Annotated in this window: 27 protein-coding genes; 10 read left to right on the top strand and 17 right to left on the bottom strand. The window is 46.5% G+C overall.

The genetic code is table 11. From position 1 onward, the window contains the following. Positions 1–63 precede the first annotated feature (63 nt). Both LPQ35_RS05325 and LPQ35_RS05320 read right to left on the bottom strand, forming a co-directional pair. Complete coding sequence (locus LPQ35_RS05325) at positions 64–2109, bottom strand: heavy metal translocating P-type ATPase (protein ID WP_428832253.1); 2046 nt, start codon at positions 2107–2109, stop codon at positions 64–66. A 16-nt stretch (positions 2110–2125) separates the two neighbouring features. Then, positions 2126–2449, bottom strand: coding sequence for an SHOCT domain-containing protein (locus LPQ35_RS05320; protein ID WP_193807646.1), 324 nt, complete (start codon positions 2447–2449; stop codon positions 2126–2128). 273 nt (positions 2450–2722) lie between these two features. On the opposite strand from LPQ35_RS05320, the gene LPQ35_RS05315 reads away from it, so the two are divergent. Continuing rightward, entirely contained in the window at positions 2723–3118 is a 396-nt protein-coding gene (locus LPQ35_RS05315) for a rhodanese-like domain-containing protein (RefSeq protein ID WP_193807645.1), read from the top strand. Positions 3119–3177: 59 nt separating this feature from the next. On the opposite strand, the gene LPQ35_RS05310 is transcribed toward LPQ35_RS05315, so the two are convergent. Beyond that, the gene (locus tag LPQ35_RS05310) at positions 3178–3651 is read right to left on the bottom strand and encodes a DUF411 domain-containing protein (protein WP_193807644.1); all 474 of its coding nucleotides are present in this window, start codon (positions 3649–3651) and stop codon (positions 3178–3180) included. A 52-nt stretch (positions 3652–3703) separates the two neighbouring features. Between LPQ35_RS05310 and LPQ35_RS05305 the strand changes: the two genes are divergently transcribed. Beyond that, a complete protein-coding gene (locus LPQ35_RS05305; RefSeq protein ID WP_346297706.1) occupies positions 3704–4309 on the top strand; it encodes a class I SAM-dependent methyltransferase in 606 nt (201 codons plus the stop codon). 1 nt (position 4310) lies between these two features. Here the strand turns inward: LPQ35_RS05305 and LPQ35_RS05300 are convergent, their stop codons facing one another. Together LPQ35_RS05300 and LPQ35_RS05295 are read right to left on the bottom strand one after the other, a co-directional pair. After that, positions 4311–4823, bottom strand: coding sequence for a c-type cytochrome (locus LPQ35_RS05300; RefSeq protein WP_193807643.1), 513 nt, complete (start codon positions 4821–4823; stop codon positions 4311–4313). Positions 4824–4851: 28 nt separating this feature from the next. Beyond that, a complete protein-coding gene (locus LPQ35_RS05295) occupies positions 4852–5352 on the bottom strand; it encodes a DUF7343 domain-containing protein (protein ID WP_193807642.1) in 501 nt (166 codons plus the stop codon). 135 nt (positions 5353–5487) lie between these two features. Between LPQ35_RS05295 and LPQ35_RS05290 the strand changes: the two genes are divergently transcribed. From LPQ35_RS05290 to LPQ35_RS05275, 4 genes are read left to right on the top strand one after another with little or no spacing between them, the layout of a single operon-like run. Further along, positions 5488–5877: a thrombospondin type 3 repeat-containing protein gene (locus tag LPQ35_RS05290; RefSeq protein WP_193807641.1), complete on the top strand. Its 390-nt coding sequence runs from the start codon at positions 5488–5490 to the stop codon at positions 5875–5877. A 37-nt stretch (positions 5878–5914) separates the two neighbouring features. Beyond that, entirely contained in the window at positions 5915–6346 is a 432-nt protein-coding gene (locus tag LPQ35_RS05285; protein WP_048093193.1) for a cytochrome c-type biogenesis protein, read from the top strand. Positions 6347–6358: 12 nt separating this feature from the next. Further along, positions 6359–8314 (top strand): cytochrome c-type biogenesis CcmF C-terminal domain-containing protein, encoded by a 1956-nt coding sequence (locus tag LPQ35_RS05280; protein WP_193807640.1) that lies wholly within the window; start codon positions 6359–6361, stop codon positions 8312–8314. Beyond that, on the top strand, positions 8311–8730 hold the full coding sequence (locus LPQ35_RS05275; RefSeq protein WP_193807639.1) for a cytochrome c-type biogenesis protein CcmH: 420 nt from the start codon (positions 8311–8313) through the stop codon (positions 8728–8730). Before LPQ35_RS05280 ends, LPQ35_RS05275 begins: the two co-directional genes overlap by 4 nt. Here the strand turns inward: LPQ35_RS05275 and LPQ35_RS05270 are convergent. Together LPQ35_RS05270 and LPQ35_RS05265 are read right to left on the bottom strand one after the other, a co-directional pair. Beyond that, positions 8727–9374 (bottom strand): hypothetical protein, encoded by a 648-nt coding sequence (locus LPQ35_RS05270; protein ID WP_193807638.1) that lies wholly within the window; start codon positions 9372–9374, stop codon positions 8727–8729. The genes LPQ35_RS05275 and LPQ35_RS05270 overlap by 4 nt on opposite strands. Further along, the gene (locus LPQ35_RS05265; RefSeq protein ID WP_193807637.1) at positions 9371–9724 is read right to left on the bottom strand and encodes a BlaI/MecI/CopY family transcriptional regulator; all 354 of its coding nucleotides are present in this window, start codon (positions 9722–9724) and stop codon (positions 9371–9373) included. The genes LPQ35_RS05270 and LPQ35_RS05265 overlap by 4 nt, the downstream gene beginning before the upstream one ends. Before the next feature lie 104 nt (positions 9725–9828). Between LPQ35_RS05265 and LPQ35_RS05260 the strand changes: the two genes are divergently transcribed. From LPQ35_RS05260 to LPQ35_RS05245, 4 genes are all read left to right on the top strand, one after another. After that, positions 9829–11112, top strand: a complete 1284-nt coding sequence (locus tag LPQ35_RS05260; RefSeq protein WP_193807636.1) for a bifunctional L-myo-inositol-1-phosphate cytidylyltransferase/CDP-L-myo-inositol myo-inositolphosphotransferase — start codon at positions 9829–9831, stop codon at positions 11110–11112. Positions 11113–11181: 69 nt separating this feature from the next. Next, positions 11182–12435, top strand: a complete 1254-nt coding sequence (locus LPQ35_RS05255) for a hypothetical protein (RefSeq protein ID WP_193807635.1) — start codon at positions 11182–11184, stop codon at positions 12433–12435. Next, the gene (locus LPQ35_RS05250) at positions 12432–13118 is read left to right on the top strand and encodes an ATP-binding cassette domain-containing protein (protein ID WP_193807634.1); all 687 of its coding nucleotides are present in this window, start codon (positions 12432–12434) and stop codon (positions 13116–13118) included. The genes LPQ35_RS05255 and LPQ35_RS05250 overlap by 4 nt, the downstream gene beginning before the upstream one ends. Then, entirely contained in the window at positions 13096–14211 is a 1116-nt protein-coding gene (locus LPQ35_RS05245; protein ID WP_193807633.1) for an ABC transporter permease, read from the top strand. Before LPQ35_RS05250 ends, LPQ35_RS05245 begins: the two co-directional genes overlap by 23 nt. On the opposite strand, the gene LPQ35_RS05240 is transcribed toward LPQ35_RS05245, so the two are convergent. The 10 genes from LPQ35_RS05240 to LPQ35_RS05195 all read right to left on the bottom strand — a co-directional run bounded on the left by LPQ35_RS05240 (position 14212) and on the right by LPQ35_RS05195 (position 22521). Beyond that, a complete protein-coding gene (locus LPQ35_RS05240) occupies positions 14212–14610 on the bottom strand; it encodes a PspC domain-containing protein (RefSeq protein WP_193807632.1) in 399 nt (132 codons plus the stop codon). Positions 14611–14645: 35 nt separating this feature from the next. After that, a complete protein-coding gene (locus LPQ35_RS05235) occupies positions 14646–15482 on the bottom strand; it encodes a shikimate kinase (protein ID WP_193807631.1) in 837 nt (278 codons plus the stop codon). Then, the gene (gene cofH, locus LPQ35_RS05230) at positions 15472–16494 is read right to left on the bottom strand and encodes a 5-amino-6-(D-ribitylamino)uracil--L-tyrosine 4-hydroxyphenyl transferase CofH (RefSeq protein ID WP_346297705.1); all 1023 of its coding nucleotides are present in this window, start codon (positions 16492–16494) and stop codon (positions 15472–15474) included. The genes LPQ35_RS05235 and cofH overlap by 11 nt, the downstream gene beginning before the upstream one ends. Next, positions 16482–17465 carry a 7,8-didemethyl-8-hydroxy-5-deazariboflavin synthase subunit CofG gene (gene cofG, locus LPQ35_RS05225; RefSeq protein ID WP_346297704.1) on the bottom strand — a complete coding sequence of 328 codons (984 nt, stop codon included), beginning with the start codon at positions 17463–17465 and terminating at the stop codon, positions 16482–16484. The genes cofH and cofG overlap by 13 nt, the downstream gene beginning before the upstream one ends. Then, positions 17462–18445, bottom strand: a complete 984-nt coding sequence (locus LPQ35_RS05220; protein WP_193807629.1) for a DUF1464 family protein — start codon at positions 18443–18445, stop codon at positions 17462–17464. Before LPQ35_RS05220 ends, cofG begins: the two co-directional genes overlap by 4 nt. Then, positions 18439–19581 carry an RNA ligase gene (locus tag LPQ35_RS05215; RefSeq protein WP_193807628.1) on the bottom strand — a complete coding sequence of 381 codons (1143 nt, stop codon included), beginning with the start codon at positions 19579–19581 and terminating at the stop codon, positions 18439–18441. The genes LPQ35_RS05220 and LPQ35_RS05215 overlap by 7 nt, the downstream gene beginning before the upstream one ends. A 4-nt stretch (positions 19582–19585) precedes the next feature. Continuing rightward, a complete protein-coding gene (locus LPQ35_RS05210) occupies positions 19586–20470 on the bottom strand; it encodes a CBS domain-containing protein (RefSeq protein WP_193807627.1) in 885 nt (294 codons plus the stop codon). 12 nt (positions 20471–20482) lie between these two features. Further along, positions 20483–21010, bottom strand: coding sequence for a CBS domain-containing protein (locus LPQ35_RS05205; RefSeq protein ID WP_193807626.1), 528 nt, complete (start codon positions 21008–21010; stop codon positions 20483–20485). 190 nt (positions 21011–21200) lie between these two features. Continuing rightward, positions 21201–21662 (bottom strand): small multi-drug export protein, encoded by a 462-nt coding sequence (locus LPQ35_RS05200; RefSeq protein ID WP_346297703.1) that lies wholly within the window; start codon positions 21660–21662, stop codon positions 21201–21203. Next, positions 21649–22521, bottom strand: a complete 873-nt coding sequence (locus LPQ35_RS05195) for a 2-dehydropantoate 2-reductase (RefSeq protein ID WP_193807625.1) — start codon at positions 22519–22521, stop codon at positions 21649–21651. Before LPQ35_RS05195 ends, LPQ35_RS05200 begins: the two co-directional genes overlap by 14 nt. Positions 22522–22523: the final 2 nt, after the last annotated feature.

Raw genomic sequence — 22523 nt, 5'->3', positions numbered from 1 at the left:
ATAAAATATAGCATTAACTCCTGACGCACTGTAAAAAAAATGAATTGGAAAAATAACAGAAAGTTATTTCAGCAATCTCGCATTTATTGCAACTATCACCGTGCTGAGGGACATCAGAGCAGCACCTATGGCGGGAGTCAGGAGAATTCCGAGGCCGTAGGCCACACCAGCTGCAAGAGGTATTGCCACGCTGTTGTACCCTGTCGCCCAGATCAGGTTCTGAATCATCTTGGCGTATGTTTTCTTCGAAAGTTCAACTATTTTGACAACATCCCTCGGATCACTTCTGACAAGAATTATGTCAGCGGTCTCAATGGCCACATCCGTGCCTGCACCTATGGCTATACCAACGTCAGCCTGAGCTAAAGCTGGGGCATCGTTTATGCCGTCTCCAACCATGGCAGTTACGTACTTCTCCTGAACCTTCGCCACCATCTCTGCCTTTTCATGTGGCAAAACCTCGGCAAAGTACTCATCGAGGCCAAGCTCTTCAGCCACCCATTTCGCCACAAGCTCGTTGTCTCCGGTGAGCATCATGCACTTTATGCCCATCTTCTTCAGCTTTTCCACAGCTTCTCTTGACTCGGGCTTTACTCTGTCGGCAAGAGCAATCACTCCCGCAAGCTCCGAGTCTTTCAGCAGATAAACCACTGTCTTACCCTGAGCCGCAAGTTTCTCGGCCTCTTCTCCAGCCTCAATGCCCTTTTCCCTGAGATATCCCGGACTGACCACCATGTATGTCGTACCACCAATCTGCGCCTCGATGCCCTTTCCGGGGATTGCCCTGAAGTTCTCGACTTCTTCAAGCTTCAGGCCCCTCTTTTCAGCCTCCTCAACTATGCTCCTCGCAATCGGATGTTCTGAATGCATTTCCATGCTCGCCGCAATCCTCAGCACCTCATCCTCACTGCCTGTGAAGGCGATTATGTCTGTAACGCCGAATTTTCCTTCCGTCAGCGTTCCGGTTTTGTCGAACACAACCGCCTGAAGCTCCTTTGTCCTTTCGAACGCCTGTCTGTTTCTTATCAGCAACCCGTTCTGGGCTGCGAGGGATGTCGAGACCGCAACGACCAGAGGGACCGCAAGTCCCAGAGCGTGCGGGCATGAAATAACCATCACGGTAACCGCTCTTTCAACCGCAAACGCAAGGTCCTTGCCCAGGAGGATCCATGCCGCAAACGTGATTGTTCCCGCACTGAGAGCGATGATTGTCAGGTAGAAGGCGGCCTTGTTCGCCAGGTCCTGAGTTCTCGACTTGCTCTCCTGAGCCTGCCTCACAAGCTCGATAATCTGGCTGAGATAGGTTTCCTTTCCCGTTTTCTTAACCTCGACTTTCAGCGACCCTTCCATGTTCACCGATCCGCCTATGACCTCGTCTCCCGGTTTTTTCGTTACGGGTCTGCTCTCTCCGGTAAGCATTGACTCGTCAACGTAGCTTTCTCCCTCGACGACGATGCCGTCAACGGGTATCTTCTCTCCCGGCCTTATGAGCACCACATCCCCTGGGTTAAGCTGCTCAACCGGAACCTCCTCAACCTCTCCATTCCTGATCAGGTGAGCGGTGGAGGGCATTATTTTGACGAGCTCCTCGAGGGCCCTTGATGCCCCAAGAACAGACTTCATCTCTATGTAGTGTCCGAGCAGCATGATGTCTATCAGAGTTGCAAGCTCCCAGAAGAAGTACTTGCCCTCAAGCCCGAACACCACCGCCGAGCTGTAAATGTATGCCGCCGAAATGGCAACCGAGATTAAAGTCATCATTCCGGGGCGGGTCTTTGTCAGCTCTTCGAAGAATCCCTTGAAAAACGGATATCCGCCGTAGAAGTAAACAAACGACGAAAGAGCGAACAAAACAAGGCCATCCCCTGGAAATGCTATGGATATTCCGAGAAGGCGCTGTATTAAAGGTGACAGCAGAAGTATGGGAACAGTGAGGGCCGTGGAGATGTAGAATCTCTTTTTGAAGTCCTCCATCATCATCTTGTGGTGGTCATGAACATGGGGCTTGCCCCTGTCCCCGTGACCCCCATGTGCTCCTTGCTCGCCCATATCCTGCTTTTCCTCATGCATCCCGTGGCCGTGTTCACCACCGTGATCCATCTTCTCCATTTTTCCGACCCCCCGTCTATTCCTCAAGTTCCTTTTTCATTCTCTCGTACTCCTCGTGGCTTATCTCCCCTTTCGCATACCTCTCCTTCAGTATCTCGAGGGAAGACTTCTTTTCCTCCTTTGCCTGAGGCTGGGTCTCCCTCACGATCAGGTAGATTATCAGTGCAATTATTCCAACCATCGGTATCAAAACGAGGATAAACCACAGCAGTCCGTTCATTCCTCTCTTTTCCGCATCCTGGTAGACAAGGTAGGCTATGACGACCCAGAGGATCCACCAGAAGAGCATACCGAAACCAAAGAATCCAAACCCGAAGGGGGTCATCCCAAATCCGTTCATGAAATTAATTTATACATTATGTCACATATATATTTTTATCTGCCCGGCTAAGCTTTTTTGAAAAAACGGATGAACATTCGTTCAAATGTTGCTCAATTTCACGATCACAAATCACCGCCCGGAAAAGGGAGCACAAGTTAAGAACGCCAAAAAATTTTGAATGGCATCAAAAGATTATTATTCACTGAAGTATAGAATATAACCCATGGTATATAAAAAAGCCAACGAAACCTCAGACTGTGAGATCATACCAGATTCACGTGGAGTGATGCCATGAATCCGAAGATTCTTGTTGCTGTCGGAATAGTCCTTGTAGCAGGAATCATAATCTACAGTGTTCTCACTCTCTTCGCCGGGGAAAAGGAGTATCATTCTGTATTACCCGAGGAGTTTTACCGCATGATGCAGAACGAGGACGTTTTTGTGATAGATGTGCACATTCCAGAACAGAAGCACATCCCTGGAACTGACGCCTGGATACCCTACAATAAGATAGAAAGCTCAGAAGACCTGCTGCCAAAGGACAAAAGCACAAAAATACTTGTTTACTGCAGGAGTGGATTTATGAGCAAAATTGCTGCATCCAAACTAACAGAAATGGGTTACAAAAACGTATATGAGCTTGATGGAGGAGTTATCGCCTGGAAACAAGCAGGATACGAGATATAGTACCGACACCGCACCATACACCAGATCTCAGAAAAATAAATAAGGGGTGCTATCACGCCTCAAAGAGTTGTGAAGACTTCGGCATTTCCGTCTTTCAGCGCATAGACCACAAAGGGTTCTTCCTTGTTGCCCGGCATTCCCGGAGAGCCAGAAGGCATTCCCGGGAGAGATATGCCGTCAATTGCTGGATGCTCTTTCATCAGTTTATCGATTGCCTCTGCTGGTATGTGCCCCACTGCAAAGTATCCTCCCAGATCAGAGATGTGACAGCTACGCATATCGTCCGGAACCCGGTATTTATCGAAAAGAGCTGGCAGATCATCAACATTAACAACCTCGACATTATAGCCATTCTCACGCAGATAGGCTATGTACTGCTCGCAGCAACCACAGTACTGCGTTTTGTAAAGAGTAATAGCACGGTTCCAGTCATTCTCTGAACTTTCAGGAGTAGAATTCTGGCTAAAAGCATTAATCGCAATGACAGCTGAAAGAACCACAATTCCTGCAATCAAATAGAATGATTTCCTCATATCAGTTATCAGGGTGAAAACTATTTAAAGTTTTGCATCAAATGTAAAGCTGATGAAGAAAGGTATTGACAAAAAGAAGTACGACAGAATAGCAAGAGTTTATGATCTCATGGAATCTCCTATGGAGATTTTTGCCCTTTCAAAATGGAGAAAGGAACTCATGGAAATCGTTGACGGTAAAAACATCCTGGAAGTGGGAATTGGTACGGGCAAGAACATTCCACATTACAAAGACTGGAGAGTCGTCGGAGTGGACATCAGCAGGAAAATGCTCGAAAAAGCAGCCATAAAGTCAAGACACATTGGAAGGGAATTAGACCTGGTTGTGGCAGATGTGGAGGCTCTCCCGTTTAAAGACGAATCATTTGACGGAATAATATCAACATTCGTTTTCTGTTCTGTTGAAAACCCTCTTGCTGGATTGAAAGAACTTCACAGAGTCCTTAAAAAGGGTGGAAAGGCCTATTTTCTCGAGCACATGAGGTGTGAAAACGATTTTGCAGGCAGAATCATGGACTTCATCAATCCGATTTTCAGAGCGATAGGTCCGGAGATAAACAGGAAAACCGCAGAAAATATAAGAAAAACGGGTTTCAAAATTCTTGAAGAAAAATATCTAAGGACATCGGTTTTCAGAATTATCGTTGCTGAAAAGTAAGTCAGCCAAGCTCTTTGAGATACGCTATCAGGTCGTTCAGGTCGTCCTCGCTCATCTGCCACCTCGGCATGCAGTAGTCCAGTTCCTCCCCCTCATCGTCAACACCCTGGGTTATCGCCTTTTTTATATCATCCACACTCATACCGTGCTTCTCAGTTAGGGTCGAGTACCTGATGTCTGGTGTTTTCACCCCGCACATCATGGGATATATACCACCTTTGCCGTCGGCACCGTGGCAGCTTGCACAGCCACCTCCGTGCATGTATAGCCACTGTGGTCCCCCAACAAAGGGAATCCTCTCCCCATTCTCATTCACTCCAGTAAGGAATATCCTTTCGCCATTGGTCTTGTACTCTGCCGAGTATGGCGTTGGAGTGTACTGCATCCCGGGCATGTACTGCATTCCCGGCATCCAGCCAGGATAGGTGCTGTAAGTCAGACCGACTATGAACGCCCCTGCAACCAGACCGATGGCAAACCCCATCAGCAAAAATACAATCTCTTTTCTCTCCATACATTACATATTACAAACGTATAGATATTTAACTTTTCACCCAGTCGCTCAGATAGAGCCTGTAGGTCTTTCCAAACCTCTCACGGTAGATCAAATCCTTTTCCTCGAGCTTTTTAACAATCATGGATACCTTTGATGTGGAGAAGCCTGTTCTGAAGTGCAGGCTGTCCTGTGTGACGCCCTCATTTTCCGCAATGATTTTCAGTACCTTCTTTTCGTCCTCCTCGAGGAGTTTTTCCGCAACTGCGAGTGTTTCCACACAGTTCTTAGCTTCATGAGGTTCCTCTGGCGTTATCTCTTGACGCTTCAAATTTTCCTTGTCTTCCGTATTCTCACAGCGCTCTGATTGGACGGCAAAAATGATGGGTATCACCACGAGCAGTATCCCTGCCACTGCAAGAATGGATGGCAGAGTGCTGTAGTACGGAGAGTACATCATCATGTGAGGGGTCGCCTGCGGGATGAGAGTATATGAGAGTACAAGCATTACGAGACCGGCAATGATCGAAATGAGATGTTCATTTTTCATAAAACAACTTCCACCTGCTGAAAATAAAACTTATCCCCCCGGAATGTTAAAAATCCAATATACTCATTAACATTCTGGCACCGGAAAGACTTATATTTCTCGATTTACACCTGCTGTAAACAGGAGGATGAGCAGATGAGTGTGTGGAAACGCTGGAGAAATATAACGGCGGTGATTCTGCTGGTGTCTCTTCTACTCTTAACACCGGTGGATGCAAGACCAGAGTACATGAAGGATTTCAAAGAATACAGCGACAGTATCAAAAAATGCACCCTCTGTCATGTCCAGAGTTCTGGATACGGAGGAGTGAACAGTTTTGGGGCGGACTATGCCAAACTCGGAAAGGGAGAAAAGCTCCTCTCCAAAGACAGTGATGGAGATGGATATACAAACCAGCAGGAACTCAGTTCTGGCACGTTTCCAGGGGATCCAGACTCCAAACCGGGAAAAGAAGCTCCAGGAATGGAGGTGCTGGCAGCTCTGTTCGCCATCTACCTGGCAATGCTAATAGTTAGAAAGGTTTAAATACTGTTTTTCACTGACTGTAAAGTAGGGTGATAGGATGTTGAAAAAACTGGTCAAACTGGTAGCAATCCTGATAATATTCTCTGGAGTGGCAAGTTCAGCATACTCACCGCTTGACGTAGAAACAAAGATATACTGTCCATGCGGTTGTGGAGAGATTCTGTACAGCTGTGAATGCGAAACAGCAGTTGCAGCAAAAACAGAGATATCGAGAGAGCTTACGTCAGGAAAAACCCCCGACGAGATCATCCAGAAATTCGTGAACCAGTACGGTAGCGCCATTCTCGTAAACGCTGAACTGGAGGCGATAAAATCTGCCTCAAGAAACAACAACGTGAACCCTCTGCCATTCTATCTGGCCGCAATTGTTATAACGGGAATAATCGCATATCAGCTCGGAAGCAGATCCAAGAATAAAGGCAGAAAAGGCGGAAAGAAGCCAGGAAAGGATAACGACTGGGAATTATGAGGAGGTGAAATCGTGGATATAGGATATATTTTTCTGTTTATCGCATTTATCAGTACGCTTTACTCCACCGCAGCGTACTATTTCGGTATAAAGGAAAAGAGAGCATCATACCTCAAAAACGGAGAGAAAGCCATCTATCTGTCTGCTGCTACGACGCTGGTCAGCTCAGCACTGCTTGTTTATTACTTCCTCACAGATAACTTCCGAATAGAGTACGTGGCATACCATTCGAACATAGCACTTCCTGCAGCTTACAAGATAACTGCGTTCTGGGCCGGTTCTGAAGGTTCTCTTCTGCTATGGACTATCCTGATAATGGGTTACGCGGTTGCGTATGTAAGGATGGAGAAAAAAGACCTTCTCTCTGCATACACACTACTGATCGTGAATATAATTGCCCTGTTCTTCCTCTCACTACTGATTTCAATTCAGAATCCGTTCCGGGATCTCGGATTTATGCCCTCAGATGGAGCCGGGCTTAACCCTCTGCTCCAGACCCCCGAAATGGCTGCCCATCCACCAACACTGTTTCTGGGATACGCTGGCTCGGCAATAGTGTATGCACTGGCACTTGCAGGTGTGATGACGGCCAACGACACATGGGTGTACAGGGGGAGAAAATGGATAGTGTTCACGTGGATCTGGCTTACTCAGGGCATATTCTGGGGAGCACTCTGGGCGTATGACGTCCTCGGCTGGGGTGGATACTGGGCATGGGATCCTGTGGAGAATTCCTCCCTCCTCCCGTGGCTAACGCTCTCTGCACTGATGCACAGCGTTATGATTCAGGAAGCCAGACGGGGCATGAAGCTCTGGAACATAATTCTGGCATTCATGACCTTCGAATTCGTCATCCTCGGGACATACATTACGAGGAGCGGAGTGATAAGCAGCGTTCACGCATTCGGGCAGAGCAACCTCACTCCCCCGTTCACGTTCATGCTCTTTGCCGTATTCGCAATAACGCTGTACATAATCTATGAAAGGAAGGATTACATAAAAAGCAAGGACATAATCGAGGCTGCTGCCTCGAAAGAGGCCACATTTCTGTTCAACAATCTGATACTCGTTACCTCAGCACTCACGGTATTCTGGGGAACAATATTTCCGCTGATAAGCGAGGGTATCACGGGATACAAGGTCACAATCGGTCCGCCATTTTACAACACGGTGATCACGCCCCTTGCGTTCTTCCTCATAATCCTGCTTGGACTGTGCATAGCGTTCCCCTGGAGACGGACTTCAGGTAAAGAACTTCTGAAGAGGCTCAGACTACCAGCAGCCGCATTCGTTGCAGGGCTTGTATACTCAATCGCAGTAGGACACAGGTTTGAGATGGTGATAGCAATTTCCTCATTCCTGTTTGCGATAACCACTCACCTTCAGCAGTACATCTGGGACACAGCAAGCTTCAGAGAACAGTACGGCAACCTGAGTCTGATCAAAATCGTTCTCAGAAGAAGGAGAAGATACGGCGGTTACACCGCCCATCTGGGACTGCTCCTGGTTTTCATCGGCATTGCGGGTGGGATTTACGCCCAAGAATACGAGAACGTAAGGCTCCAGATACACCAGCCAGCAAACTTTGGGGAATACACCCTGATATATTCCGCACCGGACTATGAAGATACTCCGCTGAAAACAACGTGGGCGGCAAAAATTGAAATTTGGAAGGATGGAAGGCTGCTCGGTGTGGCCAGACCTGCAATAGAGCAGTATAAAGCAGGCAATGGAGAACAGATAAGGAAGGTGTACATCCACACGGAATTCCCGAAAGACCTGTACCTCATCCTGAACGGAATAGATGAAAATTCGGCTCTACTGACAGTCAAAATCGAACCTACCGTGAACCTGATATGGCTCGGAAGCTGGGTTTTAACCGCAGGAGGTGTCTTTGCACTGATACCGAGGAGATTCGTCAGGGGGTTGTTTGAAGGTGCAAAGAAAAAAGAAGAGGTGGTTTCATGAAACTGAAAGCAGTGATAGTTCTATTTTTACTTTTAATCGCAGGTGGCAAAGCTCTTGCAGTGACTCTCGATGACATTCAGAGCGATGTTCTCTGTACGTGCGGTTGCGGCATGATACTGAAAAGCTGTGAGTGCGGAACTGCAGCCAAACTCAGAGAAGAGATAAACCAGATGATCAGTTCAGGCATGACAAAGGAAGAGATTATAGCCGAACTTCAGTCAACATACGGTAAGGAGATTCTGGCCAATCCTCCCAAAGAAGGTGTTTTTGCGGGACTCTGGTACTATCCGGTGGTCCTCATCTCAGCAGGACTGATCGTTCTATACGTCATCCTGAAGAGAAGAAGGTCGGAGTGGTATGCAGACCCCGACGAGATCATCAACGAAGATTATGAGGACCTGGAACTCGAGCATTAGCCGTAGAACTCTTCCAACTTTTTCTTTGCTCTTTCCAGTGGATCTCTGCCGATCATCCTGATCGCATACTCGTCTGCCATTTTCTCGATTTTTTCCTGTGAAAACGGCAAAAACGTGAGAAACTTCAGCTTGTTGAGAAATGGAGTCTTGTTCTCGAGTACATGGAACTTTTCATGATACAGCACAGCCATCAGCTCGGACTCGTCCAGGATTTCAAGCATTCCTGCAGATATGAAAACATCTCTGCCCATTGTAAAAGCTCTTGGAAATGAAGTATTTAGAAGATACACCCTCTCAAGGCCTGCGAGCCTCTCAAGCTCTACATCTCTCTCGTAACCATATTTCTTTTTCAGATAATACCTGTAAAGGTGTGGAGAAATGAAAATTCCGGTCAGAACCAGAAAAGCATACGTGATATACAGTTTAAGGAAGAACAGCATGTCACATGCCATAGAAAAGTAAACAACCGGAGCGTTGAACAGAGCGAGTACGTTCGCCATCCAGTAGAATCTGAGTTTCTCAATATTGTCTCTGACAGCAAAATAGCCTGCCAGAGAAATGAGGACACCGGAAGTGATCACCAGAATCGGAAACATCATTCCTGACTGTTTGAAGCAGACGATCGTGCACTCCAGAGTGTTCATTGCCTAATGCCTCTCCTGTGGAAATACTCCACCACCACATCCCCAAAATTCTCAACAAGCCTGTCCAGTATGTTTTCCACAAACATTTTCACCATATCGTTTCTGGATAGCAGGGGATAATAAACAAATTTTCTTCTACCACCTACTTTTTCCTGCCTTCTTTCGACAATTCCATTTTTCACAAGCCTGTCGAGAGTTGCGGCGACACTCGACATTGTGACGTTTAAACTTTCGGAGATGACTCCAATGGGAGATGGACCATTGGTCCACAGAAAGTCCATAATCCTTTCTTCCAGTGGTGATAGAGGAGATATGTTTTCATCAAATTCTATTCTTTCCTTTTTCACCATTGATATAACTTTACATCAAATGCTATATAACTCTTTCCTGAGAAGGCCTTGCAAGCAGCATTTCTGTAGTTCAATTTATATTCATAAAACCCCAACATTTTCGCATGACCTCCGGAAATGTTCCCAGAAAGGCGGTGATACTCACAGCCGGTCTGGGGACACGAATGGGAGGTCGCCCGAAAGCATTGCTGAGGGTGGGGGGCAGAGAAATAATCTGGAGAAACATCAAAATGCTCCAAGAGTGCGGTGTTCAGGAGTTCATTCTCGTCATCAATCCCAAATTCGGACCTCAGATCATGGAGTTTCTTGAAAGAGAGGGTTTCAAATTCAGACATGTCACCAATGCCCATCCTGAAAAAGGCAATGGATATTCCCTCTACCTGGCAAAAGACTTCATCAACGAGGAGTTCATTCTGATAATGGGCGACCATGTTTACGAAGAAGAGTTTATAAAAGAGGCTGTGAGAGCAAAGGGCCTGGTTGGAGATCCCGAACCGGAATTCGTGGATATCAGCGAGGCCACAAAAGTCAGAGTAAAAAATGGCAGGGTGGAGAGAATAGGGAAAGAGCTGACAGATTTCGACTGCATTGACACCGGATTTTTTGTACTGACACCTGAAATTTTCAGGCATGCTGAAGAAATTGTAAGAGAAAAGGAAGAGGTGTCCCTTTCCGAAATTATGGAAAAAGCGAGAGTGGAGGTCACACTGGTTTCGGGCAAATTCTGGATGGATGTTGACACTGAGGAGGAGCTTGAAAGGGCCAACAGGGAGATTATAAGGAGGAGCATAAAGTCTGGAGAGGACGGATTCATTTCAAGGCACCTGAACAGGAAGATATCGATCAGGATTACAGAAAAGGTCATTAATAGCCTTACTCCAAACCAAGCATCCCTCATAAGCTTTCTCGCAGGAACAATGTCCTTTTTACTGATATTTTTCTCCAAACCTGTTGCGGGCATATTTTTTCAGCTGAGTTCAATTTTAGATGGCATTGATGGAGAAATTGCACGGGCGAAGATGATGGGCAGTCCGTTTGGCGGCTGGATAGATTCAAATCTGGACAGAATCGTCGATTTCCTTTTCCTGCTTGGCCTTGCCTATACCTCCAGCCTCGACACGACCGGATGGGTTCTCTTCTCCCTTGCAGCGTTTGGCAGCTACATGGTGAGCTACACCTCAGAGAGATACAGAGGGGCGTTTGGCAGGAGCATTTTTCAGGATTACCCGGTTTTGAGAAAAATTCCCGGAAAGAGGGATGAAAGAATATTTCTCATAATGCTATTTCTGATATTCGACGCGGTTTTGGAGTTGTTCGTATTGCTGGCCGTTCTGTCCCTTACCAGGGTTGTCCTCACACTGATATTGGTGTGGAGAAAGCCCATTTAAGCCCTTTACTCAGCCCGTGCATTCCGTCCAGCAGAAAATATTAAATTCAATGCATCACTCCACACAAATATGAAAAAATTGATTTTCTTTATCGGTCTCCTCATATTAATCGCCCCTGCTGCCGCCCAGGTGTCGGTAACCTACGAGATCGGCCAGGACAGAATACTCGTGGGCGACGAGGTGGAATGCTTCCTGATAATAAAAAACCCTAATCCAATTCCGGAGAATCTACGAAGCATTGTATTCTTTTCAGACCTCATTTCACCGAGAATATTCTCTGAAGTGGGAGTGATACCTCCCAACTCAGAATATCGCCTCCCGTTCATCTTCAAAGCCGAAAAAGAGGGGACACACATTGTTGAGGTGAGTGTGAAAACATATAACGGAATAATAAGGACATACATACCCTTCACAGTCGAAAGCGCTGAACCGGAACTGGTTCTAAGGACCAGCGAGGTGTATCTCGGAGAGAAGAACATAATTTCTGTTTCGGCTATCTGGGATTCTGCGGTAAGGATTAAACCACTATTCAACGCTTCTCCTTCAGAAAGTTATGGAAACGACTTTGAATTCGTTTTCACACCAGAAAAACCGGAAAAACTCCGTTTTGAGATTGAATACAACAACGGAGATAACATCCACAGTGTTGTAAAGGAGGTAAATCCGGTATGGGTCACATCATCGGGGGTTACCCTTTCCGTTACATATAATCGTAACGCATACTCAAATGAGGCTGTTGAAGTTACCGTCAAGGTCGCCAACCTTAAAAAATCGCCGATAAATTCTCTGACCATAGCCATCGGAGAGAATGAGAAGTTCATTCCGGAGCTGAAGCCAAACGAGACCTGGGAGGGACATTTTTACATTCAGCCGGAAAAAAGTACAGATGTTACGCTGAAATACAGAGATGAACTTGGAAAAGAGCATGAGATGACAAAAAAGCTCGAATTCAGCACAATTAACGAAAGTGCAGTACAGATATGCGGATATGAATTCGAGGACAGCACACTTACAGGAGAAGTGTGCAATCTCGGTTCAACCGAGGTTAAAAACGTCATAGTACGCTTTGGAGGTAAAAGCTATTTTGTCGGTTCTATTCTTCCAGAGGATTACGAAGTGTTCTCGTTCAAGGCAAAGGGCAACGGAACAATTGAGGTGAGCTGGAAAAACCTGGCAGGTAACGTGCTGACAATCTCATCATTTGCTGAAGAGAGAAAGGCCGAAATAAAAAGCACCGAAGGAGGTAGAGAGATTCTCTACGCTTCCGCAATCGTATCGGTGGCAATAATATTGCTTGCAATTCTGGCGTTCAGGAGAAAATGAAGGTCGTGGTATTCGACAACGTCAAAAAAGTGTACAGGACGGAATTTTACGAAGTGAGGGCACTTGACGGTATAAATCTGGAAATAGAGAAGGAAGAGTTTCTGACAATCATGGGGCCGTCAGGCAGTGGAAAAAGTACAATGCTCAACCTGATTGGCTGCCTTGATAAGCCAACTGAAGGAGAGATTTACATAAACGGCGTCGCCACATCCGGGCTCAATGATGACGAGCTTACCGATCTGAGGAGAGACACCATAGGATTTGTATTCCAGCAGTTCAATCTGATTCCGACTCTGACAGCCAGAGAAAACGTGGAGCTACCCATGATTTTCAGGGGCAAGAGTGAGCAGGAAAGGAGTGAAAGGGCAATGGAGCTTTTGAAGCTGGTGGGGATTGAAAAAGAGGCAGACAGAAAACCGGTGGAAATGAGTGGGGGGCAGCAGCAGAGGGTTGCAATAGCAAGAGCTCTTGCCAACAATCCCGAAATCCTGCTCTGCGATGAACCGACAGGTAACCTTGACTCACAGACCGGGAAACAGGTTATGGAAATCCTCAGGGTTCTCAACGAAGAAGGGGTTACGGTCGTCCTCGTAACGCACGATGAGTCGCTGAAAAGTTATGCAGATAGGGTGGTTAGACTGAGGGACGGGAGGATCATAAATGTATCTTCAGCTGGCAATTAGGAATCTGAGCAGAGCGAGAGTGAGGAGCGTTCTGGCAATAATCGGGATTATCATAGGTGTTACTGCAATAACGTCCATAGGAATTTTCGGAGATAACCTGAAAAAAGCCGTTCTCCAGAGTTTTGGAGATATAGCCAATGAGATTATAATTTCCCCCAATCCCAAAGAGGGATACAGATTCATTGACGACAGAGATATAGAAACAATACAAAAGTCCCCGTTTGTTTCTCAGGTAATTCCCGTTAAAGCTGATGCTTTTGAGCTTTTATTTCGGGGAGATAAACGAGTCGTAACGGTTTACGGTCTTGATGAACAGAATGTGGCTGATCTTTTCAAGGCGGAATCGGGAGTTATAAATCTAAAGGCAGGAAGAGCAATAATAGGGAAGTCCCTCGCAGAGGACCTTAAAATAAGGCTGGGAGACAAGATAACCCTGAACGGAAAGATATACAGAATTTCCGCAATTCTCGAAAAAGAAGGAGCAAGATTTGATATAAATCCAAATAATGCAGTAATAATTTCTCCGAAGGAGCATCCCGCAGAGTATTCTGCAGTGATTGTAAAGGTCAAGAACATTGAGGACATTGAACCGTTCAAGAAGTACATATCAAGGACAGTCAACATGAAAGACGAGAAAGTAGAGCTTCTTGAGATGAAATCCATACTTAACAGAATAGATGAAGCGTTCGCACAGATGAACCTGTTTCTAATGGCAATAGCCGGAGTGTCCCTGCTCGTGGCTGGAGTGAGTATACTGAACATCATGCTCATGTCAACAATCGAGAGAACAAAGGAGATAGGCATAATGCGTGCAATAGGTGCGAGGAAAAAGATCATCATGAAAATCTTTCTGCTCGAGGCATCGATCCTGGGAGTGTCAGGAAGTTTCGTTGGGGCAGTCTTGAGCATTGCCGGGGGCTACCTGATAACAAAGCTCATACTGGGAGATGTTGCGACGATCTTCAACCTCACAACAGTAATATTTTCTCTTGAGGGTTTCTTTTTCGGCATTCTCACAGCAGTAATCAGCGGACTGTATCCTGCATGGAGAGCCAGCAACCTTGAACCGATTGAAGCCCTGAGATACGAATGATTACTTCTTTATGAGAACGTAAACACCAAGCGCCACCATCAGCAGCCCTGCCAGCTCCCTGACGCCGAAGGGGAAAAAGACATACTCCTCAAGGAGGACATATGCCCCTATGGCAACAAGCACGATGCCTATGAAGTTTCTGTTCTTCCGTTCATCTGGCGCGTAGTTAAAGGCCGGCGTTTCGACATCATCAAAACCTTCAGGAGTGTTTGCAGCTTTTTTCTCAGGAATCGCAATGGCCATTAAAAAGTATCCGAGAATGAAAACGGGCTGAACAAGGCAAACAAGGATGAAGGCAATCCTGACAATGGCAGGATCAAGTTCCAGATATCTTGCAATGCCTGCAAGCACCCCGAAAAGTATCCTGTCCTCCCTTTCTCTGTAAAGCCTTTTTTCCATAGCATCTGTTCAAACAGTCAGGTAGATATAGTTTTTCAGTAAAACAGATTTTCAGGAATTTCAATCAAATCTGCAGGCACATTAACCATCTTCCTCCGTATCACCTTCCCGAAACTGCACCATATCTCCTCTGCTGCATCAATATCATCTCCAAAAGCAACATAGCTCGGACCGTTGCCTGAAAGACCTGCAGATACGTTCAGGTTCTGAAGTGCATAAACCGGTTCGAGGGGAAGATTCAGCTTCGGACAATAATGCATCGAGTTGATAAGCATTGCCTCTTTGTATTTGCCCTCCATAGCAAGGTTAAAAGCCCTCTCAACGTTCTCTGAGCCTTCTTTCATGACGTCCGGTTTCACATCACCCCTCTGCCATTCCGGGATGAGTACGAGAACCTCACCCTCAGGCTCGACCCTTCTGTAAAGCTTCATTCTCAGGTTATCCGAGAAAACAAAACCTCCAAGCAGTGAAGCAGAGGCGTCGTCGAAGGCTCCGGTATAGCTCATCCCGAACTCGAGACTCATTCGCGCATTCAGCCTGAGAATTTTCCCTGCATTAAGTTCCTGTTCCTGCGCTTTGAGGGTGGCAAGTATGATGGCATTCATAAATGCACTGCTGCTGCCCAGACCACTCCTCTCCGGAATTTCGCTCTCTACTCTGAAAACCCCACCTTCAAAGTCCGAATTGCGCATGAGCTTTTCAGCGATGGCACTCCTCTCAAGCCTGCCTTTCTGAAATATGTAAAATCCCCTATCATCAGTTTCAGAAAAAACAACCCTCGTTTCAAGGTCTATTCCAAATGCCACTCCCTTAAATGTGGCGAGGGCATTGATCACCGTCCCGGCAGCATAACTTTTAGATTTAACCTTCATACATTCTCAAAATCCCATATAGAGTATCTCTCTGGGCAGGAATTCTGTTCGCAGACTGTATGGCATCCCTTATCTCTTCAGGGCTCATGAATTCACCACTTGTCGCGCCTGCCGACCTGGATATATTTTCCTCCATCAGTGTGCCACCAAAATCGTTCGCTCCGGTATGAAGAGATGCCTGAGCCAGTTTCTTCCCGAGCTTAACCCATGAGGCCTGAATGTTTTCGACGAGCGGATACAGATATATCCTCGCTATGGCAATCACAAGCAGATCCTCAAAGCCATTAGACGGTTTTGCAATTTCCCCGAGCCTGTTGTTCTTGTTCATAAATGGCAGGGGGATGAATTCGGTAAACCCGCCTGTCTCCTCCTGGATCTCCCTTATCAACCTGAGATGCTCAAGCCTGTCCTCCCAGGTTTCAATATGCCCGTACATCATTGTCGCTGTCGTAGGGATGCCGAGGTTGTGGGCAGTAGTAATCACCTCCCTCCACTCATCCGTCGTAAGCTTATCAGGGCATATAACTTTCCTGACCCTATCAACAAGAATTTCTGCTGCCGTACCAGGTATAGAGTTCAGACCCGCCTTTTTCAGCTCACGCAGAACATCCTCAACATCAATGCCCTCATTTCTGGCAGCATGATAGACCTCCATGGGCGAGAAGGCGTGAACATGTATGTCTCCTGAAACATCCCTTATCGCTCTCAGAATCGAAATATAGAAGTCCAGCCCGGCCTCCGGGAGCAAGCCCCCCTGAACCGTTACCTCAGTGCATCCGTAATCCACAGCCTCTCTGACCTTTTTCTTTATCTCTTCCTCACTCAGCACGAACTTTTTTCGATTCCTGTAAGAGCAGAAGAGGCAGTTGTTGATGCAGAGGTCTGTAAAATTTATGTTCCGGTTTATCACGAAGGTGACGACATCTCCTTTAAGTTCATCTCTCAGCCTGTCGGCCAGCTCAAATGAGCGATACGGGTTTTTTATCAGCTCTTTTACGTTCATTTCGAGCATCGGTATCCCTCTTTATCGGCATAACGCTCTATCAGATGTGCAATTCTCTCACTATACCATCCCATCCTGACGTACTTCGGATGTATGGGTAATCTTTCTCTGAAGGTGTATTCACCATTTAAGCTTTTTTCGATTTTTTTCAGACTGGGCCATGGATGCTCGGGGTTAATATAATCAGGAGTAACCTCAGATATCCCGCCTATGTCCCTCGCACCTGCATCAAGACAGGCTTTCAGATTTTCGATAAGGTTAGGAGGGATCTGAATGACCACATCATCCGGAAGTGCTTTTTTTGCATACTCTATCGCATCAAGCAGCTCAGCAATGCCAGGAGCTTTCCAGCATTCCATGGGGGTTCCTTTTTTGGGTGAAAAGTTCTGAATTATTACCTCCTGAATGTGATCATAGTTCTCGGCCAGATCAGCTATGACCTCAATAGAGTAGTATCTGTCGTCTCTGCTCTCCCCAATTCCTATGAGTATTCCGGTAGTGAACGGAATTTCGAGCCTTCCTGCATCCTTTATGGTTTTAATCCGCACCTCTGGATTTTTCCCTGGACTTTCCTTATGGCATTCAAGCTCGACCGCCTGCTCAAGCATCAGTCCTATGCTCGCATTCCATTCCTTCAGCTTTTTCAGCTCGCTTCTGCTCAGAACACCAGCATTTGTGTGTGGGAGAAGGCCATGCTCGACGGCAAGTTTGTTCAGATGCACCGTGTAGTCTATCATGCTATCAAAACCCATTCCCCGGAGCCAGTCCCTCACCTTTCCGAATTCATCCGCCCTCTCGCCAAAGGTGAAAAGAGCTTCGGTAGCAGAGCTTGCCCTTTTCAGCAAGTTCTCGACCTCATCTTCACCCATAACCTTCCCATCGTTGATCCTGAAACCGCAGTAGTGGCAGTTATTCCGGCATGTCCTTGTGAGGGGGATGAAAACATTCATCGAGTAGGTTACAATCACATCCCCAGTCATTTATTATGGATATTAAAGGTTATGTTTTCTCTCAGAAATCCCGCAACGTCAGAGGTGAGGTGGTCCAGCACGGTGCCGCTCGCTTTCAAAATTTCGAGAGATTCCACAACATCCCTGCCATCCTTACCTGAAATTCCACTCGCGATTACTGACGCCCCAATCGCAGAAATCTTCCTGCCAATTCTGCCAAGATTGACTGCATTGAACTCCTCGGAGACCCTTTTATGGACATGGTCTGCAAACCTGCCAGAGAGATAGACATTATCAAAATCCACAACGGCTTTCAGCGAGTAAATTCCCTTCATAACCCATTCAGAGAATATGTCGGCATTAAATCCCATGTTTCTATCTTCAAAATAGCTCTTAAGCCCCCCCGAAAACACGAGGTCCTTATTTATGTCTTTCAGGAGATATGCAAGCTCTGCATCTATCGAAGAAAGGCTTGAGAAACCCGGAAAACCGGACGTGCCTCCGAGGCCATCAACTATCTTTCCATTCTCAACAGCAATGAACGCATTGAATCCATATCCAAGTTCTGCAAGAACAAAACTCTGGTCAATTCCAAACTCGTGAAGAACAAACGCCACAGAACAGACCTTGTCGTACGTGCCCATGTCGATCCGATTGATTTTCCTGTGATCCGGTACTGTGTTCAGGTGTATGACTGCCGGGATAGTATAGATCTCAAGCTTCTTTTCCCTCACGAGGTCTATGACCTTCCTCATCCCCATGGTGGCGGTTTCATCGAAGTTGAGAGTCATCATCCGCAAATCGTGATCGTCAACCTCATAAATCCGCTTCACGGGCAAACCGTAGCCAGAAAGTCCAGCTCCTGTTTCAATTTCAAGTGAATCGAGAAATTCAACAAAGTCCTCAGGATTCGCTTTCACTGCCGAAGTATCAATCTCAAAGTACCTGCCATCTTCAAACACATACACTGCATAGCTTTTCGTTCCGGCATCGATCCCAGCGCTTACCAAGGTATCCCCTCCAGATGTGCTTTGATTTTGTCGGTCGTGTTTCTCATTGTCTTGTTGACGAAAACGACAATATCTTTTCCGTCCTTTTTGATGTCGGTTATCTCAAAATCCACCTTGCTTCTCTTCCACTGCTCAAAGAACAGGTTCATAACATCGAGGCTGCCGAACCTGAGTCTTAGTTTCTCCGACACCTTGCCACCCAGTGCAACCTCTCTTATGCTCTCAACCATGGGCTTCAGAATTGCCATGCCCAGCCTGAGACACCTTTCCCGGAACTCTTTATCACCCTCATTGAATTCAAAGCTCTGGAAGCCTTCCCTGACTATCCTGGAAAACATGAAATCTTTACCGTAATCGTTGAAAAACCTGAAGGCATACTTCAAATCCTCGGCGTTGGTTTGGGAAGTGGTGTACTTCAATGGCGAAAGTTTCATTTCCGGATCCTTAATGACCACGCCTTCTCTCCCTTTTCCGGCCAGATCTGAGATTATATCCTTTATTTCATCATGTGCAACATCAACATCATACGTCCCAAAATACGTGGCATGTCTGAGGCCATACTCTTCACACAGTCTCAGTTTTTCCTCCACAGGGAGAGGTCTGTTCGTCCGCTCCTCCCTTATGTCGAAGACAAAAAAGTCAAGACCCTCAACACCGTACATGCTTTTCGGGACGTAAGGAGATTCCTCGCCAACAGCCTCACAGCAGAGGACAAGGTCGCTGTGATCTTTAAAAAACTCCGGGTTTATGAGTTCCCTCGCCTTTTCAGTTGTGTAGGGGCAGATAATGCCCCTCCTCGTCATGGCATACAGATTCTTCCCGAATCTCGCTATCCTCACGTTATACCCGTTCATTTTTTCCTCAACAGCAACCTCATTCTCAAAATGCTTTTTCAGAGTGGGATTCAGAACAAGAGCTCTTTTTATTTTGGGGAAACCTCTCACAATGCGGACGCCATTAATCGTCTTAGCAACAACCGTGCCTTCCTCAATCTCCCCGAATTTTTTATCGAATCTAACCGCCTCAATAACATCAGAAAAGAAAGAATGCGAGATTAAAGCCTCTCTCAGGATTTTCCTTTCCTCGAGAGTTTCTCCCAGATGCTTTGAAAGGCCAAGACTCTCAGAGACAAACATTTTCTTATTTCGACGAACATAACGCTCTCATCAGGTCTCTTTCAGTTATGATGCCCACAAGCTCATTATCGACAACAAGCGCAGAGGACTGGTTGCTGTCTATCATTCTTCTCACAACATCCGATATCTTCGCATTAGGTCTGACGACGAGAGGTTCGCGGTATTTAAGCACGTTTTCGTTGTTCAGGATTGCGGTCAATGGCTGGGTGAGAACGTCCTTTGCATTTCCGGTTATGAGCTTTTTGAAAGCTTCGCCCGAAAAGTAATGAACCAGCGACGTGGCCGTAATGAGGCCTATGAGAACTCCATCCTTAACAACAGGAAGTCTTCTGAACTTCTTCTGGACCATCAGCTTCATTGCTTCCTCTATTGTCATCTTCGGCTCTGCAGTAATGACGCCCCTCGTCATGAACTCAGAAACCTGCCCATCGCATTTTGTCTGGGAGGCGAGGAAGGTCATCAGGTCTCTTTCCGTGATGATGCCCACAACACTCTCCTCGTCATCCACGACAGGTACGCCACCAACGTTGTTCTCAAGCATGGTGTTCAGGGCATCCTCCCAGGAACTTGACACAGGGATCGAGAGAACGTTCTTTTCCATAATTTCCCTGACCTCTTCATTTATGGCTGCAATCAGGTTCCCGAGGTATCTCTCCTTAACGAGCCTGTGTTTCTCTCCCCCTCCCAGAAAGTTGAGGATGTCCATGCTCGTTACAATCCCCTCGAGCCTCCGTGTCCCTGCATCGGCTATCGGGACCCTCCTGAAACTGTATTTAATCATGGTCTTCATGGAGGTCATTATCGTTGACGTTGGGGGGATCGTTATTGCGTTTATAGATGCTATCTCCATCACACTTCCAAATTTGGAATTCCTCCTGTTGTTTGGCATCAGAATCCCTCTTCAGAGAGTTTCATAACAGTCCTCACAAACCCTCATTCCATCCGCATCTCTCAGCTCAGCAATTCTTCCGCAAATCTCACATTTTCCGATTTCCGGCTCATCAACCACATACTGCTCTTCCCTTATCAGCCCCATGTACTCGCCAAGATCGATTGAGTAAGAGAGCAGATCAGTATCGGTCACAATTCCAACAAGCTCATCGCCATTAATGACGGGCAATCTCCTTATGCCCTTTTTGAGCATGATCGTGCCAGCCTCTCTTGTGCTCGTGTTTGGAGATACGGTTATAACAGGATAGCTCATTATTTCCTCAACCAGTACATCCGCCGGAACCCTGTTCCGGGCAACAACCTTGGTGATTATGTCCCTCTCAGTAACAATACCAACGGGTTTGGAATCTTCAACCACAACAACGCTACCCACTCCACATTCAATCATTTTCCTCGAAGCATTAAGCACAGATTCATTTTTTGAGACTGTGCATACTTCCCTGGTCATTATTTCCTTTACTGGAAGGTCTGCAGTCATCACCATCACCCTGCTTAAAGGCAACTCTGAGCAAGTGGTTTTAAATATTTTTACCTTCTTCATGTTTCTCTGAAAAAGCAATAGAAACGGATTTTCAACCGAATTGGGGCCCAAAAATGCTTTTTTGAGCTGAAACCTATTATAAATTTAGAATGATAAATTATTTAAAATATACTCACGAGACCTGTATCTATCCCATCAGCCCGGTATAGGCAATCCAGACACCGGTAGATGCAGAGAGAACTATGATACCTGCTATGAGTATCCCCGCAAGAATGAACAGCGTTGCCTTTACCCTGTTCATGCCAAGGAGAAATGCTATCAGACTGCCAGTCCAGGCACCTGTAACGGGAAGCGGTATGGCGACAAAGAGTGTGAGACCAAGATAGCCATATTTCTCCACCTTCTCCCTCCTTTTGTCCGCCAAACCCAGCGCGAACATATATATCCTGCCAAGAACAGGCAGTTTCCTGAAAAAGCCATCAAGTCTCCCAAGAAGAAAGATTATCAAAGGCACAGGAATAAAATTGCCCACAACGCTCACGATGTATGCTTCCCCCGGAGAAAAGCCTTTTACAATCGCGTAGGGTATCGCACCTCTCAGTTCAGAGACCGGCAGCATCGACAGCACAAACACATCAATCCATTCCAAGTTCCATCCCCCTTACAAGATTGACCATCATCTCATTGTAGATGGCATCAATCCCGAGCTCCCTGCCCTTTCTGACGAAAGCTCCATTTATAAACTCTACCTCGGTCCTCTTGCCTTTCTCGACATCCTGAAGCATTGAAGACCTGTTCTCCGACGTTCTCAACGCCACATCCCTCGCTACATTCTCAACATCAACATGAAAACCCATCCTTCCAAGAATTGCCTCACATTCTCCAGCTATTTTTTTCGCAATGGTCCATATCTGAGGAATTTCCACTATTTTGCCGTTTCTGACCCTGCAAATGGCTGTGAGTGGGTTTATTACCGCATTTATCGCAGCCTTTTCCCAGATTCTTTTTCCAATGTCGCCAACAACCTCCACATTCATCCCGGCTTTTTCCATAACGTCTGCAAAATTATGGGCAGCATTTCCCTTCCAGTCTCCCAGAAAAGTCATGCCCTCTCCCGCATACACCACATGGCCCGGTTCCTTCAGGTTTGCCCCGTAGGTTGTAACTCCTCCAACGACTGCACTGAAATAGCCTGACAAAATGTCCTCGTTCCCCACCCCATTCTGAAGACTGCATATTCCATCAAAACTCACATCTCTCAGCAGTTCAGCCGCTTTTTCAGTGTCATAGGCTTTCACGGTGAGAAAAACAAGATCAGCATCAACGGGTCTGTCGTACACCTCTACCTCAAATTCTTCGTCCATCAGTCCACTAATTTTCAGCCCTCTCTCTTTCAATACTCTGTACTGTTCCCCCCTCGCGATAAAAACCACATCCTGACCCGATTTCAGGATAAGTGCTCCAATCAGGCTTCCCAGCGCTCCGGCACCGAATACCATTACCGTCATGG

Origin of the sequence: Geoglobus acetivorans (assembly GCF_039641995.1) — an archaeon.
Lineage (GTDB): Archaea > Halobacteriota > Archaeoglobi > Archaeoglobales > Archaeoglobaceae > Geoglobus > Geoglobus acetivorans.
The sequence above is the reverse complement of the archived record's forward strand: the minus strand, read 5'-3'. Positions and strand labels throughout refer to the sequence as shown.

Bases quoted from the DNA above. Each gene is read 5' to 3' on its own strand.
- LPQ35_RS05325 (WP_428832253.1), bottom strand. From the start codon at position 2,109: ATGGAGAAGATGGATCACGGTGGTGAACACGGCCACGGGATGCATGAG.
- LPQ35_RS05320 (WP_193807646.1), bottom strand. From the start codon at position 2,449: ATGAACGGATTTGGGATGACCCCCTTCGGGTTTGGATTCTTTGGTTTC.
- LPQ35_RS05315 (WP_193807645.1), top strand. From the start codon at position 2,723: ATGAATCCGAAGATTCTTGTTGCTGTCGGAATAGTCCTTGTAGCAGGA.
- LPQ35_RS05310 (WP_193807644.1), bottom strand. From the start codon at position 3,651: ATGAGGAAATCATTCTATTTGATTGCAGGAATTGTGGTTCTTTCAGCT.
- LPQ35_RS05305 (WP_346297706.1), top strand. From the start codon at position 3,704: ATGAAGAAAGGTATTGACAAAAAGAAGTACGACAGAATAGCAAGAGTT.
- LPQ35_RS05300 (WP_193807643.1), bottom strand. From the start codon at position 4,823: ATGGAGAGAAAAGAGATTGTATTTTTGCTGATGGGGTTTGCCATCGGT.
- LPQ35_RS05295 (WP_193807642.1), bottom strand. From the start codon at position 5,352: ATGAAAAATGAACATCTCATTTCGATCATTGCCGGTCTCGTAATGCTT.
- LPQ35_RS05290 (WP_193807641.1), top strand. From the start codon at position 5,488: ATGAGTGTGTGGAAACGCTGGAGAAATATAACGGCGGTGATTCTGCTG.
- LPQ35_RS05285 (WP_048093193.1), top strand. From the start codon at position 5,915: ATGTTGAAAAAACTGGTCAAACTGGTAGCAATCCTGATAATATTCTCT.
- LPQ35_RS05275 (WP_193807639.1), top strand. From the start codon at position 8,311: ATGAAACTGAAAGCAGTGATAGTTCTATTTTTACTTTTAATCGCAGGT.
- LPQ35_RS05270 (WP_193807638.1), bottom strand. From the start codon at position 9,374: ATGAACACTCTGGAGTGCACGATCGTCTGCTTCAAACAGTCAGGAATG.
- LPQ35_RS05265 (WP_193807637.1), bottom strand. From the start codon at position 9,724: ATGGTGAAAAAGGAAAGAATAGAATTTGATGAAAACATATCTCCTCTA.
- LPQ35_RS05260 (WP_193807636.1), top strand. From the start codon at position 9,829: ATGACCTCCGGAAATGTTCCCAGAAAGGCGGTGATACTCACAGCCGGT.
- LPQ35_RS05255 (WP_193807635.1), top strand. From the start codon at position 11,182: ATGAAAAAATTGATTTTCTTTATCGGTCTCCTCATATTAATCGCCCCT.
- LPQ35_RS05250 (WP_193807634.1), top strand. From the start codon at position 12,432: ATGAAGGTCGTGGTATTCGACAACGTCAAAAAAGTGTACAGGACGGAA.
- LPQ35_RS05245 (WP_193807633.1), top strand. From the start codon at position 13,096: ATGTATCTTCAGCTGGCAATTAGGAATCTGAGCAGAGCGAGAGTGAGG.
- LPQ35_RS05240 (WP_193807632.1), bottom strand. From the start codon at position 14,610: ATGGAAAAAAGGCTTTACAGAGAAAGGGAGGACAGGATACTTTTCGGG.
- LPQ35_RS05235 (WP_193807631.1), bottom strand. From the start codon at position 15,482: ATGAAGGTTAAATCTAAAAGTTATGCTGCCGGGACGGTGATCAATGCC.
- cofH (WP_346297705.1), bottom strand. From the start codon at position 16,494: ATGCTCGAAATGAACGTAAAAGAGCTGATAAAAAACCCGTATCGCTCA.
- cofG (WP_346297704.1), bottom strand. From the start codon at position 17,465: ATGACTGGGGATGTGATTGTAACCTACTCGATGAATGTTTTCATCCCC.
- LPQ35_RS05215 (WP_193807628.1), bottom strand. From the start codon at position 19,581: ATGTTTGTCTCTGAGAGTCTTGGCCTTTCAAAGCATCTGGGAGAAACT.
- LPQ35_RS05210 (WP_193807627.1), bottom strand. From the start codon at position 20,470: ATGCCAAACAACAGGAGGAATTCCAAATTTGGAAGTGTGATGGAGATA.
- LPQ35_RS05205 (WP_193807626.1), bottom strand. From the start codon at position 21,010: ATGACTGCAGACCTTCCAGTAAAGGAAATAATGACCAGGGAAGTATGC.
- LPQ35_RS05195 (WP_193807625.1), bottom strand. From the start codon at position 22,521: ATGACGGTAATGGTATTCGGTGCCGGAGCGCTGGGAAGCCTGATTGGA.